We start from the raw sequence: 17,394 nt of genomic DNA, 5'->3' as shown, positions 1-17,394 counted from the left end.
AGGGGCTGCCTTTTTTCATGCCGGGATCGGATCAGGTGAGCTGAAAGTCGAGCTGCCAGCCTTGCTCTGCGCAGTATGTCTGCTCTTTTTCCAGGTTCTGCATCAGCAAGTGGTTCGCATCGCACCAGGCGGCGGGCAACGCCAGGGTGAGACCGTCGTCCTTGACCGCCACCTGCCAGGGGGGCAGGAGACCATCTATCCGCCTGTGATTGGCGGCAACCGCCAGTCGCAGGATGCGGATGCAGCGCAGTACCGTCTGCTCGTCATGATTGGGCAGGGCGGGTAGCTCGGCGAGTTTGAGGGCCTTGCGGTGGAAGCGGGCCAGGGTGGCCAGCAGGGTCTGATCGTCCTGATTGAAGCCGGGCAGGTCGGTATTGGCCAATATGTAGGCCGAGTGGCGATGAATACCACCATAGTTGATGGCGAGCCCAATTTCGTGCAATTGGGCGGCCCAGCGCAAGATGGCGCGATAAGGCTCGGCTTCGAGCTGCCACTCATCGGCCAGCAGGTCGAACAGGGCGAGGGCGCTCTCTTCGACCCGGGTCGACTGGCGGCCATCGATGCGATAGTGGCTGGCCAGCGCCAGGGCGGTCCGCTCGCGAATGTCGTGATGCTGCAACCGCTCTTCGAATTCGTAGAGCAGTCCCTCGCGCAGGGCGCCATCCGAGTAGTCCATCCGCTCGATGGGCAGCGCCTCGAACAGGGCAATCAGGATGGCGACGGCGGCGACGAACACCTCCTGACGTTCGGCTGGCAGACCGTTGAACTTGAGGGCGGACACTTTCTTGTGACTGAGGATAAGTTCTGCCAGACGGGCCAGCGCCTCACGGGTGATGCCTCCCTCGGTCAGCTCCTCCTGCACCAGCACATCATGCACGGTACGAATGGAGCCAGAGCTGCCAAGGCAGCTCTGCCAGCCGAGATGCTTGTACTGCGCCAGCACAGGATCGAGCTGGTGATGAGCCGCCAGGATGGCGGTGTCGAGCTGGGTCTTCCCTATTTTTCCTCCCGGAAAGAACAGCTGGGTAAAGCTGACACAGCCCATCTTGCGGCTGGTGAGGGCCAGGGGAGTGAAGCCCTCGCCGATGATGATCTCGGTGCTGCCGCCCCCGATGTCGACCACCAGCACCTGCCCCTCCAGATGCTGGGTATGGGCGACCCCCTGATAGATGAGCCGCGCCTCCTCCTGGCCGCTGATCACCTCGACGGGATGGCGAAGCAGGCTGGCGGCCTTGGCGACGAACTCGCGGGCATTGCTGGCCCGGCGCAGGGTATAGGTGCCGGCGATGCGGATCTGATCCGGGCGTATATTGCTGAGCCGTTCGGCAAACAGCGCCAGGCAGTCGAGGCCACGGGCCATGGCCTCGGCCGACATGTTGCGCTGTTCATCCATCCCTTCCGCCAGTCGAACCCGCTCCTTGAGCCGGTCGATGATCTGCATGCGCCCGTCGGTGAGACGGGCGATGACCATATGAAAGCTGTTGGAGCCAAGATCGACGGCGGCGTAGAGGCTAGTGTCCATGGGGGGCTGACTCGATGCGTTTGAGATAGTCATAGGTGGCAACCTGGGAGCGGATCTTGCGCCTGTTGCCCCGTTTTACGTACAGGTTCTGCTGTTCTGCATCGATGAGCCGCGCCTTGGTGGTGTCGCTCAGTTGCAACTCCAGTATATCCAGGATGCGTTGTTTGAGCCGATCGTCATAGATGGGGGTGCCCACCTCGATACGGCCGTCAATGTTGCGGCTCATCCAGTCGGCGCTGGAGATATAGAGCTGCACATTGCCCTTGTTGTGAAACACCATGACTCGTGGATGCTCGAGGAAGCGATCTATGATGCTGATCACTCTGATGTTGTCGCTCAGGCCCGGCACCCCGGGGCGCAGGGCACACATGCCGCGCACTATCATCTGGATGGGCACCCCGGCCTGCCCCGCCGCATAGAGGCGATTGATGAGATCCCTGTCCACCAGGTTGTTGATCTTGAGGGTGATGCCGCTGGGCTGTCCCGCCTTGGCGTTGGCCAACTCGTTGTCGATGAGGCGATAGAGCTGGCGACGGCAGTTGATGGGGGAGACCAGCAGGTGGTTGAACTTGTAGCGCCGGTAGGGGTACTCGATATATTCGAATACGCCCTCCACCTCGGCGGTGATGTCGGGGTTGCGGGTCAGCAGCGAGAAGTCGGTGTAGCTCTTGGCAGTCTTCTCGTTGAAGTTGCCCGTGCCGATATGGGCGTAGCGCACGGCTTCCCCCTGCTCGAGGCGGGTAATGAGACAGAGCTTGGAGTGGATCTTGAGACTGGGCACCCCGAACACTACCTTGACCCCGGCGTCGGTCAAGACATTGGCCCAGTCGATGTTGGCCGCCTCGTCGAAGCGAGCCCGCAGCTCGACCACCACAGTCACCTTCTTGCCATTGTTGGCGGCATCGACCAGAGAGTGGATGATGCGCGACTTCTTGGCCACCCGGTAGATATTGATGCGAATGGCGCTGACTGCCGGATCGAAGGCCGCCTGACGCACCAGCTCGGTGAAATGGTGGAACTTGTGATAGGGGTAGTAGAGCAAGATGTCTTGCTTGGCGATGGCATCGAAGGCATTGACGAAACCATCAAAATCCCGGCACTCCAGGGCGGGCAGCTTGGGGTTTTCAAGGTAGTCACGCCCCACGTTGGGGAAGCCGATGAAGTCCTTGAAGTTGTGATAACGCCCCCCGGACATGATGGCGTCATAGCTGCTTATCTGCAGCTTGAGCTTGAGGAAGCTTATCATGGCGGCCGGCATCTCCCGCTCATAGACGAAGCGCACCGGCATGGCGGTGAGCCGCTGCTTCAAGCCGTCACTCATCTTGTCGACCAGGCTGAGATCGAGCTGGTCGGAGAGGTCGTACTCCGCATCCCGGGTCAGCTTGACCGCGTAGGCGGCGATTTCGTCATAGTCGAAGAAGCCCTTGAACAGGTCGTCCAGACAGGATCGGATGATGTTGTCGAGTATGATGATCTGCTTCTTGCGGCGGGTACCCTCGGCGGGCAACTGCACGAAGCGGGGCAAGTCGTCGGTCGGCACCTCGACCAGGGCATATTGGATCACCTGGCCTTGCTTTTTCATCTCCACCGCCAGGTAGGTGTACTCGTCCTTGAGGAACTTGACCGGGTTCACCTCCTTGTTGAGCAAGATGGGGATCAGGTGGCGTTGCACCTTGTCCTTGAAGAAGAGCCGCATCCACTGCTGTATGTTGTCGGAGAGCTGGTTCTCGTTGACCAGGAAGATGTTGTGGCGGGCGAGCGCTATCAGCAGCTCCTTGTAGGTGTTGTCGAAGGCTTCGCCAAGCGCCATCACTTTTTGCTGGATGGCGCGCAGCAACCCCTTGGCCTCATCATCACCGCCATGGACTTCATTGATCAGGATGCGCCGCTTCACCTCGGAGACCCGCACCTTGAAAAACTCGTCCTGGTTGGAGGAGAAAATGCCAAGGAAGCGGATCCGCTCGATGAGCGGCACCGTCTTGTCCATCGCCTCCTGCAGCACCCTCTCGTTAAAAGAGAGCCAGCTCAGTTCCTTCTCTTCATACAGCTTGTCGGTGCTCATCAGTGCCTCTGTTTATCCAATCCCGTGGAACGAATGGGCCTCATTAGATGACGGTTTTGTGACGCTTTAATGACAGCGGCATCAATCTTCTACGTCTTGATCTATGTCGACCACCAGATCGTCCGACAGGGACTCCAGAGAGTCGATAAGTGTCGGCAGGGCCAGTTCCTGGGGCAGGGCGACCAGCGCATGGGCATAGAAGAGGGGGGCCCCGGAATGGGGGGCGGCCTCGCAGCCCGTGGTCAGGTCGATGACGTTGGCACCGAGCTGGCGCAAGATGCTCGCAACTTCATGGACAATTCCCGGTCTGTCGTTGCCGGTGACCGTCAGCATCAGCTGGCGTTCGGGTTCGGCACCGAGCACCCCTTCGGCGAAGCTCACCTTGAGCCCGGCCAGCAGGGAGAGCGCCTCGCACAGGCCGCGGTAGTGACCATCGTCAACGCTGATCTGGAGGATACCGGCAAACTGGCCGGCCAGCTCACTCATGGAACTGGCGAGCCAGTTGCCACTATGCTGGCTGATGAGGGCGGCCAACTCTTCCACTATGCCGGGTCTGTCTGCACCTATTACGGTGACAACCAATTGCTTTTGCATCCTGCTCTCCTTGTGTGTGAGTCCACTTCATTGTGCCTGCCGTTGCAGGTGAGATGAACCCCCTGACCCAACCAAAACCGAAATTATTCTGCCAATGGCAGAGTCTGCTGCTGGCGCCGTGACAGATAGCGGTTGTGACCGGAGGTTGTGGTAATATTATGCCCCTCTTTCGTCTGTCGGATTGCCCCCTCCATGAATGGCTTGTTGTTACCCGGTCTGTTAGTACTGGCCCTCGTCCTGATCCTGCTGGCTTGGCGTGCCCGCCGTGCCAGGAGCGTTTCCTGCTCCTTGCAAGAGACACTTATGACCCCGGATCGCCATCGTGAGTTCGAGGCGTTGCAGGCACTGCTGCAAGAGGAGGTGCGACTCTTTACCCATGTGCGGCTCAAAGACGTGCTGTTGCCGGGCAAAGGGGTCGGCAAGGGAAAATGGCAAAAACAGCTGGCCAGCATGGGGGATCGCCAGTTTGACTACCTGCTCTGCCATCCCGAGGATCTCTCCCTCATCTGTGCCATCGAGCGGCTCGCGCCGGCACAAGGCAAACGCCGCCCGAGCCGGGACCGCTGGTTGCAGCAACTGTGTGAACGGGCTGACTTGCCCCTGCTACCTCTCACGGGGCAAGAGGCGGCCGATCTCGATGAGCTCAAGGAGCAGGTGCAGGCCTTGTTGCTGGACGAGGAGGCACTGGATCCTCAGACGGCGCTCACTGGGGGGGCAAGGCGCGAGCCGACCTTCAACCCGCAAGCCCTCGGCGCGGTGGATCTGGAAGAGACACCCAGGCCGCTTACTCGGCCCCAGGCCGATGCTGCGCGTGGGCGCACCAGCAAAGGGGCTGGTCGCCGTCATTACCGGGAGGAAGAGGTAGATAAGCTCCCCCTTGATATGCCCATGATGAGATCTGTGCCCCAGACGCTGGCAGTGAGTGCCGAGCAAGAGGCGATGCCCCATGGCTTGTTCACCGCAACGCCGCTGGATGAGGACGAGGATGAGGAAGGCACTGACCAGGCTGGCAAGCTCGCTGACAAGGACGATGTGGCGCCAGCCAACCCCCATACTTGTCCACGTTGCACCGCGCCGCTGCTGGAGCGCGAGGCCCGCAAGGGACCTTATGCCGGCAAGCAGTTTCTCACCTGTACCCGCTTCCCCGAGTGCCGCTACGCAACCCTGAAGGCGACGTCACCGCACTGAGTCACCGGTCGGATCCCGCCTATCGGACTCGAATGACCGAGTGTTATTGGGGTAATCCCCTCCGAATGGCAACATCTGTTGCGGCTATGCTTGCCAGTACACATTCTGGCGCGACAGTTTTTGACAAGGCGCCGGAATTTTTGGCACTTTGTGCGCCTTGTGCACTGACCTCGTCCGCGAGGTGGTGGCGGTAGAATAAAAACAGTGGGTGAAGAGGGATGAATATGATGGCAATGGGCGTGCTGATAGTGGATACGGATGTCGCTAGGCGCCAGCAGTTGGGTACAGTGCTCTCCTTCATGGGTATGCCTTGGCAAGAGGTCGCCCAAGCGGATCTCGACATGGCCATCGAAGCCTCGGGTCCCTTGCAAGGGGTGCTGATCGGCGAGCTGGTGGATCGTCCCCTGAGCACGCTGCTCGAGCAATATCCCCGCACCCCTTTCGTCTCCCTGGCCGAGATAGCGTTGCCCAATAGCAACTTTATCGGTGTGGCCCAGGCACCGTTTTCTTATGAATCCCTTACCCGACATCTGCACTTTTGTCAGGCGTTTGTCTCCTTGCACCCGAAACAGCAGGTCCATGACAAGGGTCAGACGCTGTTGCGGCTGCTGGTGGGCAAGGGCAAGGGCATTCAAGAGGTGCGCCGTCTCATCAGCCAGGTCGCTCAGACCGATGCCAATGTCTTGATCCTGGGCGAATCCGGGACCGGCAAGGAGGTCGTGGCGCGTGCCATCCATGAACTCTCCAACCGGGCTGGCGGCCCCTTCGTGCCCATCAACTGCGGCGCCATTCCGGCAGAGTTGCTTGAGAGTGAACTGTTCGGCCATGAGAAAGGCGCCTTCACCGGCGCCATAGCGGCGCGGCGCGGCCGCTTCGAACTCGCCCAGGGGGGCACCCTCTTCCTCGACGAGATCGGCGACATGCCGATGCCGATGCAGGTCAAGTTGCTGCGGGTGTTGCAGGAGCGGCTGTTTGACCGGGTTGGCGGCGGCAAACCCATCCATGCGGATGTGCGCATCATAGCGGCGACCCACAGGGATCTGGAGGCGATGATCCGCACTCAGGAGTTTCGTGAAGATCTCTACTACCGCCTCAATGTCTTCCCCATAGAGACGCCGCCCCTGCGTGATCGCATCGACGATATTCCGCTGCTGCTGCAGGAGCTGCTCAACCGTCACTCCGAGCAGCATCAGGGCTTCATTCGCCTGACCCAGCGTGCCATGGAGTCCCTGCTGCAATACCCCTGGCCCGGCAACGTGCGCGAGCTCTCCAACCTGCTTGAGCGCTTGCTGATCCTCTATCCCCAGCAGATAGTCGATGTCTCGGATTTGCCGAGCCGTTATCGACTGCTGCCTTGCGAACCCAGAGATGCCCGCCTGACCGAGATGGATGAGCGCGATGCCCTGGCTGCCGTGTTCCAGGATCCGCCCGAGCTGCTGGTTAGCCAGAGCAGTGGCAACCTGATGCAGTTGCCCCAGGAGGGGGTCAACCTCAAGGAGATGCTGGCCGATCTGGAAGTGGAGCTGATCCGTCAGGCTCTGGAATCCCAGGAAGGGGTAGTCGCACGGGCCGCCGATCTGCTCGGCATGCGTCGCACTACCCTGGTCGAGAAGATGAAGAAATATGGCATGAGCAAGGAAGCCTAGGGTCAACCCCTTGACGCACCCATATAATTGGTTGATTTAAAACAGTAAATTTATCTGGCATAGAACTTGAATAGCCTGACCGTACTCCCCGTTTGAGGTCAGGTTTATGACGAGCCAACAGCAAGACAACCCGGTCCAGTCCCACGAAGTCAGTCAGCTCTATGCCATTTTCACGGCGTTGCCGACCGGGGTGCTGCTGCTCGACGGCCAGGGGGCCATCACTCGCGCCAATCCGGCGGCCCATGCGCTGCTCGGCGAACCGCTGGAAGGGTTGAGCTGGCGCGCCATCATAGGGCGCTGCTTCGAGCCCAGGGCCGATGACGGCCACGAGATCTCCCTGAGAGATGGTCGCCGGGTACAGCTTTCTACCCAGCCGTTGCCGGATCAACCTGGCCAGCTGGTGTTCCTCACCGATCTCACCGAGACCCGCCGCCTCCAGGACAGGGTCAACCACATGAAGCGCCTCTCTGCGCTTGGCAACATGGCTGCCTCCCTGGCTCACCAGATCCGCACCCCCCTGTCAGCCGCCATGCTCTATGGCGCCAACCTGGCCAACCGCACCCTCAAGCCGGAATCACGAGTCCTGTTTCAGCAAAAGCTGATGGCCAGGTTGCAGGATCTGGAAAAACAGATCAGCGACATCTTGTTGTTTGCCCGCAGTGGCGAGAGCCAGGTGGTGGCGCCCATCTCGGTACAGGGGTTGTTGAGCGAAGTGCAGGCGGGAGCCGAGGTGTTCTGCAATCAGCAGCAGTGCAGCCTGCACATAGAGGCACCTGAGCCGGACCTCTGCCTGCTTGCCAACAGCAATGCCTTGGCTGGTGCCATCAACAACCTGATAGCCAATGGTGCCCAGGCCGGAGCCAACTCCCTCATGGTGAGTGCGGTGCGCAGCGACAACAGGGTCGAGCTGAGGGTGCTCGACAACGGCAACGGCATGACCCATCAACAACTCGCCCAGATCTTTGAACCCTTCTTTACGACCCGCAGCCAGGGAACTGGTCTGGGGCTTGCGGTGGTGCAGTCCGTGGTGCGAGCCCACCAGGGAGAGGTCAAGGTGACCTCGGTAGCGGGGGAGGGCAGCTGCTTCACCCTCTCTTTCCCTTTGCATGAGGGCGTGCAGGCCCTGGGAGTCGTCGCATGAGTGTTGCCCCTTGCCGATTGGGTGATGACCCGGTTTTCATCCTGACGTTTTATTCAAATGAGACGGTGCAGTCTCTGGGAGCACGAGTATGAGTCAGGCACGGATCCTGGTCGTTGAAGATGATTCCGGCCTGCGCGAGGCGCTAATAGATACCTTGCTGCTCGGTGGTTACGAGTGCCGTGAGGCCGATAGCGGTGAGCGGGCGCTGCTCGCCCTGTCGCGCCAGTCCTTTGACATGGTCATCTCCGACATCCAGATGGGGGGCATGGACGGGCTGACCCTGCTGGGCAACATTCGGCAGGCCTATCCCCAGATCCCGGTGTTGCTGATGACCGCCTACGCCAATATCGATGGTGCCGTACGGGCCATGCGTGAGGGGGCTATCGACTATCTAGCCAAACCCTTCTCCCCCGAGGTGTTGCTCAACCAGGTGAGCCGCTATGTGCCGGCCCAGAAAGTGGAGAAACGTGCCGTGGTGCATGGGGATCCGCGCAGCACCGAGTTGTTCCAGCTGGCCGCGAGGGTCGCGAGAAGCGAGGCCACCGTCATGGTGACCGGGCCCAGTGGCACGGGAAAGGAAGTACTGGCCCGTTACATACATGACAACTCCCCTCGCAGTGAGCAAGCCTTTGTGGCCATCAACTGCGCCGCTATTCCGGAAAACATGCTGGAGGCGACCCTGTTTGGTTACGACAAGGGGGCCTTCACTGGCGCCGTACAGGGTTGTCCCGGCAAGTTCGAACAAGCCCAGGGCGGTACCCTGCTGCTCGACGAGATAACCGAAATGGATCTCTCCTTGCAGGCCAAGCTGCTGCGGGTCTTGCAGGAGAAAGAGGTCGAGCGGCTCGGCAGTCGCAAGATGATCCCCCTGGACGTACGGGTCATTGCCACCAGCAATCGCGACCTCAAAAAAGCGGTGCAAGATGGGCTGTTTCGTGAAGATCTCTACTACCGGCTCAATGTGTTTCCCCTGCACTGGCGGGCCCTGCGCGAGCGGCCCGGAGACATATTGCCTCTGGCCGAGCACCTGCTCGCACTCCATGCGGTTCAGCAAGGGCTGCCGACCCCAACACTGGGGTCTCAGGCGGCGGCGCTGTTGCTCGCCCACCCCTGGCCTGGCAACGTGCGCGAGCTGGACAACGTGGTGCAGCGGGCGCTGATCCTTTCTACCGATGGAGAGATAGGGGTCGCACAGTTGATCCTGGAACCCGCTGACGTGGGGGCGTTCGCGCTGGGCGTCGCCGACGTCGGACTCACTCCAACGGACTCTGCGGGAGAGGTGAGCGGTACTGAGCGCGCCTTCAGTGGCGAGCGGCTTGGCAGCGAGCTCAAGCAGCAGGAACACCAGATCATTCTGGAAACCTTGCACGACTGCAAGGGCAGCCGCAAAGCCGTTGCCGAGCGGCTCGGCATCAGCTCGCGCACCTTGCGCTACAAGCTGGCGCAGATGCGTGAGGCCGGCATCCTCCTGCCCGCCTAAGCGCGCATCCAGCAACAGAGGTAGCCGGGTGTATCCTGGCGTCAGGCCCGGTGCAGTGTCTGGCTGATGCGCGAGGACAATCAGTGTGAGCCCGCCACCATGGTCTTGGTCGGCGGGCTCGATTATCATGGCCCTTTGTCATCTCGCCCACCCGGGCACAGAGGGGCCTATGATCCGCCGTCAAAAACTCACCAATATACTCAATCAGCTGCTCGAGCCCCATGCCATCAAGGATTACTGTCCCAATGGCCTGCAAGTCGAAGGACGCGACGAGATCCGCAAGATAGTCACCGGGGTCACCGCCAGCCAGGCGTTGCTCGACGCCGCCGTGGCCGAGGGCGCTGACGCCATACTGGTACACCATGGCTACTTCTGGAAGGGGGAATCCGAGGTCGTCACCGGCATGAAGCAACGCCGCCTCAAGACGCTGCTCACCCATGACATCAATCTGTTTGCCTATCATCTGCCACTGGATGTCCATCCGGAGCTTGGTAACAATGCCCAGCTGGCCAAGTTGCTTGGCATCAAGGTGCGTCGTGGTTTGGAGCCTTGGGACAAGAAGAGTGTGGCCATGGTCGGCAAGTTTGATGAGCCCCTGAGTGGTCAGGCGTTGGCCACTCGTCTCGGCGAACGGCTGGGCCGTCCTGCGCTACATTGCGGCGAAAGTGGGCCTGCCCTCATCGAAACCGTGGCCTGGTGTACCGGCGGGGGACAGAGCTATATCAATCTCGCCGCAGAGCAAGGCATAGATGCGTTCATCTCGGGGGAGGCATCGGAGCAGACCATACACACGGCTCGGGAGATGGGCATGCACTTTTTCGCCGCAGGCCATCATGCGACCGAGAGATACGGGGTCAAGGCGCTGGGGGGATGGCTGGCTGCTGAGCACGGGCTCGAGGTGATCTTTGTCGATATCGACAACCCGGTATAAAAAATACCAGGGTAGAAATCTACCCTGGTTCTTCGCAGCAGCCATACAGGCAAAAAGGGATGAGGCGTTATTGAGCCAAGCTCGTTCTCATGGGCCGCATTGTTGCTCCAATGTTAATTTTGTTGCAAGCCATTGCGATGGTACGGGGTGGGCGACTTCACAATAATGGAGCCAGATCACATTTTTTCGATCCCCCAACGCCGGATGCCTGGGGATGATTTGACTCCCCTGTTCGCCATCGCTGATCTATGTTCTATTTGGATACCAAATTGCAGGAGGCAAGATGACACTGTTGGATCAGGCGGTTTTGGCCCAGTTGGCCGAAGACATTGGTGAAGAGATGATGCCGGTGGTGATCGGGGTCTTTATCGAAGAGGTAGGAGAGCAGCTTGCCCAGCTGCCCCCTCTTTATGAGCAGGCTGAGTGGCGGGCGCTGGGACGACTGGCCCACAGCCTCAAATCTTCCTGCGCCAGTTATGGTGCTAGGCTCAGTCAGCAGCAAGTGGTTGCCCTGGAGCTGGCCTGCCAGCGTCAGGATAGCGCCGAGAGCGGTCTGCTCATCAGTCAGTTGCAACAATCCCTGCCCCAGGTATTCAATCAGTTGAACCACTACTGCCAGCCATCATCCTGAATCTGCGGGTCAGGGTTCAGTGACGCTTTCGCCAGTGAATTGCCCTGTCCAGGGCCGCTTTGAGCCTGGCCCTGTCATGGCGATGGGGCAGGCCCTCCTCACCCAGCAGGGCTGTCATCAGTAGACCATCCAGCTCAGCCGGGTAGTGGCCCTCCGGGCCTATGATGGCATCGACTCGTCCCGTGCCAATGTGCTGTTCGAGCCAGCGCCATTGGGTCAATAGATCCATCTGGCCAGCCGGCCCCTTCTCCGCCACCAGATTGGTGATAAAGACCAATTTTGCACGGCTCTGGCTGATGGCCTGGGCAATCTCGGCCAGTAGCAGGGGGGGCATGATGGAGGTGAGAAAGCTGCCTGGCCCGAGCACGATCATCTCGGCCTCGTCAATGGCTCGCACCGCCTCCCGGGTTGCCGCCACCTTGGGGCTGAGGGCGAGGGAGAGGGGCGGAGTGTCCAGCTGGTCGATGGAGACCTCGCCGAGGATCTGGTTGCCACAGGCGGTGCGGGCGCTGAGATCGGTGGGAAACTCCGACATGGGCAACAGCTTGCTCTCAATCTTCAGCATGTTGCTGATGAGACGAATCGCATCGAGAGGGCGTACCGACAGGTTATCCAGCGCCAGCAGCATCAGGTTGCCGAGGTTGTGACCGGCCAGCTCGCCCCGGCCAGCAAAGCGGTACTCGAAGAGCATGCTGCCGATGCTGGGTTCGGTGACCAGCTGATTGAGGCAGTTGCGTAGATCGCCCCAGGCGATGCACTCCTGACCCTGACGCAGCCGCCCGGTGGAGCCGCCATCGTCCGTGGTGGTTACTATGCCCGTCAGGCGCTCGCCGAGGAAGGAGAGGGAGGAGAGCACCCGGCCCAGGCCGTGGCCACCGCCGATGGCGACAACATGTTGGAAGTCATTGATATTTTTCTGCCACATACAGATCCCCGTGCTGACTCATGATGGCCCAGTGTAGTCATGGGCCTCATGTTGTTGTTTGTCCCTGCGCCGATTTTTCGGCAACAGCGGAATTTTTCGCAAAGGGTATGACTTTTGCTTGATTGCTGCACCTGATTTTCTTGGCCCTCTCCGTGATGTCTGGGACGATGCAAAAATGGGCCTGTATCCCGGGTGTTCCCAAGGGTCATAGCTCAATGAGATTTAACAGGAGATAGCAGTGGACTTTCTGACGGCTCACTCCCTTGCCGCCTGCTCTGTGCTCGCTTGTCGCGAGGTGTGCGAGCGCCTGACGACCCTGCGGGGTGAGCCGGCCTTGCTGCTTGTCTACTTCACCCAGGCCCACGATGCCGCCATCTTGCGTGCTCAGCTGACGATCCGTTATCCCAACACGCGCCTCATAGGGTGCAGCTCTTGCCATGGCGTACAGACCCAGTCCGGTTATCACAGCGCAGAGGGCTGGGGGCTGGCGGTGGCGGCCATGTTCGATGAACGGGGTAGCTATGGTGTTGCCGGAGCGCTCGGTGACCAGATTGAGATGCGTACCCTGCTGCATGGCGCCATGGCCCAGGCGGCGCGTCCAGGCGAGTTGCCAGCCATGATATTGCTGCATGCCAGCCCAGGTCAGGAGGAAGCCGTACTGGCGACCATCGAGGCCGAATTTGGCAGCCAGGTCCCAGTAGTGGGGGGCTCGGCTGCCGACGATCGGGTGAGTGGCGACTGGCAGATCTGTTGGCAAGAGGGGGAGGGCGATCAGGGCGTCGTACTGGCCTTGCTCTATCCGGACTGCGAGCTGGCGTTCCAGTTTCACTCCGGCTACCTTGCCACCGCCCATCATGGGGTGGTGACGGCCAAGGCGGGGCGCGAGGTGCTGACCCTGGATGGCGTGCCAGCGGCCCAGGTCTATGCCAGGTGGCGCGGGCTCAATGCCCTGCCGGTCGGCCCTATCCTCAAGGAGAGTACCTTGGCGCCACTGGCGCGTCAGCGAGGCACCCTGGATGGGGTGCCTTACTACAAGCTCTCCCACCCGGAGGCGGTGACGGCCCGTGGTGGGTTGAGGTTGTTTACCGATATCGAACTGGGGGAGCGATTGACGCTCATGTATGGCAGCGAAGAGGGGCTCCTCGCCCGTAGTCTGGCGGCGGGTCACATAGAGCCTGCCTATGGCCGCTGCCGCGAGGTGCGTCCCTTCGGTGCCCTGCTCATCTTCTGCGCAGGTTGCCGACTGGCTCTCGGTGAGCGTATCCAGGAATTTGGCAGCCTGTTTGAGACGCAGCTCGGTGCCATCCCCTTTATTACCCCCTTTACTTTCGGCGAGCAGGGACGCTTGCCTTATGGCGAGCTGGCTCACGGCAATCTGATGGTGTCCGCCGTGATACTGCTGGGAGAATCCGCATGACCCCTGTTCCAAGTGCCGATAACCAGGAGCTGGAAGCCCTGAACGACAAGCTGCAGGCCACCTTGATGGAGCTGGTGCACTGTCGCGCGCGCGAGGAGCAATATCGTCAGGAGTCGCAGACCCTGTTGGCCGGATTAGGTACCCTGGCCGAGGCCCGCACTCTGGATCAGGTACTCGACAGCCTGATCCGCAGCCTGCAACCTTTTATCGGTTTCGAGCAGGCGGATGTCCTGGCCTGGGATCAGGGCACGGGGATCACCCATCTCAGCACAGAGCCCGGCGAGTGCGGTCGGGGCTGGCACCGCTCCCCCCTGTTCGCGCGGGCCTTGGCGGGGGAGACTCTCGTCATCTATGACCCGGGTCAACTGCCCGAGTTTGCCGCCGTGGCTGGCAAGGCCGGCTGGGCCAGCCTGATGCTGACCGGTCTGCATGCCCCCGGTTTTGTCGGGATATTGCTGTGTCGCCACTCGGTCCGAGGGGGACTGGATCTGCAAAGCAAGGCGGCGCTGGCACGCTGCCGACCACTCATTTCCCAGGCGCTGGTCAATATTGCTTACCGGGCTCGGTTGCAGCAGCAGGTGGCGCTCAAAACCCGGGAGTTGCAGGCGAGCGAGCTCCGGTTTCGCCGCTTTGCCGCCATGGCCTCGGATTGGTTCTGGGAGACGGATGCCGATCACAGGCTCAGCTATGTCTCGGCCCCCGGCTATCAGGGTGGCGTCATGGCCATGGAGACGGGACGCAGCCTCTATGAGATTGCCCATGAGCGAGAAGGGGAGCCCTGGGAGAAGTTCCGTCATCTGGTGGAGGGGCGCCAGACCATTCGGGCGGAGCGGGTACGCATCAAAACAGGAGGCACAGTGCGCTGGATGGAGGTGAGCGCCGAGCCCAGCTTCGATCAGCAAGGGAGGTTCAGCGGTTACAGCGGGACGGCTCGCGACATTGGTCCCCAGATCCACCGAGAGCAGCAACTGGCCCAGGCCCGGGATCAGGCCGAAGCCGCCAATCGTGCCAAGTCCCAGTTCCTGGCCATGATGACCCACGAGATCCGCTCCCCCATGAATGCCGTGATGGGCATGCTGGATCTCTTGCAACACGAGGCCCTGGCGCCTGCCCAGCAATCTCTGCTGGGTCATGCGGCCCACTCGGCCAGACTGCTGCAAACCATCATCGATGACGTGCTCGACTTTTCCAAAATTGAGGCCCACAGCCTGGAGCTTCACTGCGAGCGTTTCTCCCCCCGAAGCCTCTGCCAGGCCATCATGGAACCGCTGCACGCCATGGCGAGCGGCAAGGGGCTAACCTTGTACTGCGAGCTGGAGGATGCCGTGCCCGACGCGCTGTTCGGGGATCCGGTACGGCTGTCCCAGATAGTCAACAACCTGCTTGGCAATGCGGTCAAGTTTACCGAGCGGGGCCGGGTCGTACTCAGGATGGGTTGGGATGGGCAACGGCTGTGCATCGAGGTGCAAGACAGTGGCATCGGCATCAGTGAAGGGGATCAGGCGCGCCTGTTTGAACCCTTTACCCAGGTCGACAGCTCGGCCACTCGTCACTGCGCGGGAACTGGACTCGGGTTGAGCATCAGCAAGCGACTGGTCACCTTGATGGGGGGGGAGCTTTGCCTGGCTAGCCAGCTCGGCGAAGGGAGCCGCTTCTGGTTCAGTCTGCCGGGGCTCAGCTTGCCCTGCGAGAGTGAGGCGCGCGCCAGTCCGCCTAAGTTGACATTGCGCCCTCTGGATGTGCTGGTGGTCGAAGACAGCCCGGTCAATCAGCTCGTGGTCTCGCTCATGTTGCAAAAGCTGGTGAGCCGGGTGCGTCTTGCGGGCAATGGCCTGGAGGCGATCTCCCAGGTGGCCGAGCAGGCGCCGGATCTCATCCTGATGGACATGCGCATGCCGCAGATGGACGGATTGGAGGCGACCCGGTTGCTGCGCGAGCTTGGTTATCAGATGCCGATAGTGGCATTGACCGCCAATGCCATGGCCGAAGACAGGGCCCGTTGTCTGGATGGGGGCATGACGGACTTTCTAGCCAAGCCCATTAGTCTGGCGCGGCTGCGCGATTGCCTGGCGCGGCACTGCTGAGTGTCATGGCCCTGTCATGGTGAGCGGTCAAAGTTCCTGAGATGTTCTGGGCATGCTGGTGATGGTTTTGTGAGCCTCAACCGAGGTGAGTCGAGAAAACACAGGTAAAAAAATGGTCAACTAGTTAGTTGACCAGTTCTTCAGCAAATACTGAAGAGAGCACGGGATAAATCGGGTTGTATAAAACTATATGAAAGATACGTGCCAACTTTTCAATTCTCTTCAAGCCACTTGTTTCGGCCAATATGGGAGAGGATTGGTGTCTAATGAATACATTTTTTTGCAAATTGCGAGTTGTGATTTTGCATATTGATATTTTTCGCATTTTGCAACGATTTGGCAAGGGGCCGGGATGTCAATCCAAAGTATTTACCCTGCCTTCTTGCGGCTTACCTTCTTCTGAATGATCCGGTCAGCGCCATGCCAGAGTCATTGGCCTAGATCCCCCTTCACCGCCAGAGTGGCATCCGAGCTCACCGACGCTGGTGAGGTCAGCGGGCGATCAGCCGCCGCAGAAATTGGCGTGCTGCTTCGCTGTTCTGCTTGGCAATCAGCATCTGCTTCTCATAGATGGGCATCGGCAGTATTTCCAGCCAGCGCTGACACAGCCAGGTGGCATCCTCGAACTGTTTGTCCGGGTAGAGTTCATCGAGCTCGGGGTATTGATCGAACACTTCCCGCAGTCGGTTGGCCAGCAGATCGTCACTGAAGTCGGAGTGGATGCTGGGCCAGTTGGGTAGCGGCTCTACCTCGGCACGGCGCAATCCCAGCTCGTCTGTCGTCATGCTGTGGATGCAGAAGCGATCCAGGCCGAGCACAGTGACTCCGAGCAGACCGTCATTGAGGGTGTAGAAGTCGGTGACCTTGACCCGAGTGCCAACCGGTAATATGCGCCCGGCGGTGCCCGCTGGAGTGGACTCCTCCATGACGATGCCAAAGCCCTTGTCTTGTTCGAACGACTCTTTGAGCATCTGCAGGTGGCGCGGCTCGAACAGTCGCAGTGGCAGCTTGCCGCCCGGCAGTATGTGGGACGGTAAGGGGAACAGTGCCAGTGTGGTGTTATTCATGTTCCTTCCTCCGTTGATTCATGCTTGGAGGGAGTAATGCAGCGACCGTGCCAGACCATGAAAAAAGCCACCCTGGGGTGGCTTCATTGTGCTCAGTGGCGCTGTTCCAGATACATCACGGCAGCCTCGACCCGGCTCTGTGCCTCGAGTTTCTTGAGCAGGCTCTTGACGTGCACCTTGACGGTGCCCTCCGAGATATGGAGCACCGAGGCAACCTGCTTGTTGGAGAGGCCCTTTGCAATTTCGCGCAGGATTTGCATTTCGCGACGCGTCAGGCTCTCGAGTTTCTGCTGCAGATGATCCAGCTCGTAGATGTTTTCCAGATAAGGGCGCAGCGGCTCGCTCAGGATCTGCTGTCCCGTCATCACGTCGCTTAGCTGGGCCAGCAGGGTGTCGGGCTCAGTGTCCTTGAGCAGGTAACCATCGGCACCTGCCTTGAGCAGGGCGACCACGTCCTGACGGGCATCGGAAACCGTCAGGATCACCACGCGGGAGGTGATCTCTCCGTCGCCCGCAGTGCCTTGAGGGTATCCAGACCGGAGAGACCCTTCATGTTGAGGTCCAGCAAAATCAGGTCGGTTCGGCCTCCTTGGCCATGGCGACGGCGTCACTGCCGTTGGAGGCCTCGCCGCACACGATCATGTTCTCTTCCAGCGCCAGGAGTTGCACTATCCCCTTGCGCATCAGGGGGTGATCATCGACCACC

General features: G+C 60.4%; 13 protein-coding genes and 1 pseudogene. 8 read left to right on the top strand and 6 right to left on the bottom strand.

Going from position 1 to position 17,394, the window contains the following annotated elements; all coding sequences use genetic code 11:
- Window positions 1–31: 31 nt before the first annotated feature.
- The 3 genes from ppx to G113_RS04850 form a co-directional block, all read right to left on the bottom strand.
- Window positions 32–1,522, bottom strand: coding sequence for an exopolyphosphatase (gene ppx / locus G113_RS04860; protein ID WP_005894489.1), 1,491 nt, complete (start codon window positions 1,520–1,522; stop codon window positions 32–34).
- Window positions 1,512–3,584, bottom strand: coding sequence for a polyphosphate kinase 1 (gene ppk1, locus G113_RS04855; protein ID WP_005894488.1), 2,073 nt, complete (start codon window positions 3,582–3,584; stop codon window positions 1,512–1,514). The genes ppx and ppk1 overlap by 11 nt, the downstream gene beginning before the upstream one ends.
- Window positions 3,585–3,665: 81 nt before the next feature.
- Entirely contained in the window at window positions 3,666–4,178 is a 513-nt protein-coding gene (locus G113_RS04850; RefSeq protein ID WP_005894486.1) for a glycine cleavage system protein R, read from the bottom strand.
- Window positions 4,179–4,370: 192 nt separating this feature from the next.
- Between G113_RS04850 and G113_RS04845 the strand changes: the two genes are divergently transcribed.
- The 6 genes from G113_RS04845 (at window position 4,371) to G113_RS04820 (ending at window position 11,195) form a co-directional block, all read left to right on the top strand.
- Window positions 4,371–5,366 carry a DUF2726 domain-containing protein gene (locus tag G113_RS04845; protein ID WP_083940354.1) on the top strand — a complete coding sequence of 332 codons (996 nt, stop codon included), beginning with the start codon at window positions 4,371–4,373 and terminating at the stop codon, window positions 5,364–5,366.
- A 224-nt stretch (window positions 5,367–5,590) separates the two neighbouring features.
- Window positions 5,591–7,012, top strand: coding sequence for a sigma-54 dependent transcriptional regulator (locus tag G113_RS04840; RefSeq protein ID WP_040318919.1), 1,422 nt, complete (start codon window positions 5,591–5,593; stop codon window positions 7,010–7,012).
- 106 nt (window positions 7,013–7,118) lie between these two features.
- A complete protein-coding gene (locus G113_RS04835; RefSeq protein WP_005894479.1) occupies window positions 7,119–8,153 on the top strand; it encodes a sensor histidine kinase in 1,035 nt (344 codons plus the stop codon).
- An 88-nt stretch (window positions 8,154–8,241) separates the two neighbouring features.
- Complete coding sequence (locus G113_RS04830) at window positions 8,242–9,633, top strand: sigma-54-dependent transcriptional regulator (RefSeq protein WP_005894477.1); 1,392 nt, start codon at window positions 8,242–8,244, stop codon at window positions 9,631–9,633.
- Between the two features lie 169 nt (window positions 9,634–9,802).
- Window positions 9,803–10,564, top strand: coding sequence for a Nif3-like dinuclear metal center hexameric protein (locus G113_RS04825; protein WP_005894475.1), 762 nt, complete (start codon window positions 9,803–9,805; stop codon window positions 10,562–10,564).
- A gap of 283 nt (window positions 10,565–10,847) precedes the next feature.
- Complete coding sequence (locus tag G113_RS04820) at window positions 10,848–11,195, top strand: Hpt domain-containing protein (protein ID WP_005894472.1); 348 nt, start codon at window positions 10,848–10,850, stop codon at window positions 11,193–11,195.
- A 16-nt stretch (window positions 11,196–11,211) separates the two neighbouring features.
- Here G113_RS04820 and G113_RS04815 read toward each other — a convergent pair whose 3' ends face one another.
- On the bottom strand, window positions 11,212–12,120 hold the full coding sequence (locus G113_RS04815; protein WP_005894470.1) for a gluconeogenesis factor YvcK family protein: 909 nt from the start codon (window positions 12,118–12,120) through the stop codon (window positions 11,212–11,214).
- 232 nt (window positions 12,121–12,352) lie between these two features.
- On the opposite strand from G113_RS04815, the gene G113_RS04810 reads away from it, so the two are divergent.
- Entirely contained in the window at window positions 12,353–13,537 is a 1,185-nt protein-coding gene (locus G113_RS04810) for an FIST signal transduction protein (RefSeq protein ID WP_040318918.1), read from the top strand.
- The gene (locus G113_RS04805) at window positions 13,534–15,621 is read left to right on the top strand and encodes a PAS domain-containing sensor histidine kinase (protein ID WP_005894466.1); all 2,088 of its coding nucleotides are present in this window, start codon (window positions 13,534–13,536) and stop codon (window positions 15,619–15,621) included. Before G113_RS04810 ends, G113_RS04805 begins: the two co-directional genes overlap by 4 nt.
- Before the next feature lie 491 nt (window positions 15,622–16,112).
- On the opposite strand, the gene G113_RS04800 is transcribed toward G113_RS04805, so the two are convergent.
- Both G113_RS04800 and G113_RS04795 read right to left on the bottom strand, forming a co-directional pair.
- Complete coding sequence (locus tag G113_RS04800) at window positions 16,113–16,688, bottom strand: LON peptidase substrate-binding domain-containing protein (RefSeq protein ID WP_005894464.1); 576 nt, start codon at window positions 16,686–16,688, stop codon at window positions 16,113–16,115.
- Between the two features lie 92 nt (window positions 16,689–16,780).
- Window positions 16,781–17,393 (bottom strand): annotated as a pseudogene (locus G113_RS04795) (response regulator).
- Window position 17,394: the final 1 nt, after the last annotated feature.

It is taken from the genome of Aeromonas molluscorum 848 (genome assembly GCF_000388115.1).
Lineage (GTDB): Bacteria > Pseudomonadota > Gammaproteobacteria > Enterobacterales > Aeromonadaceae > Aeromonas > Aeromonas molluscorum.
The sequence above is the reverse complement of the archived record's forward strand: the minus strand, read 5'-3'. Positions and strand labels throughout refer to the sequence as shown.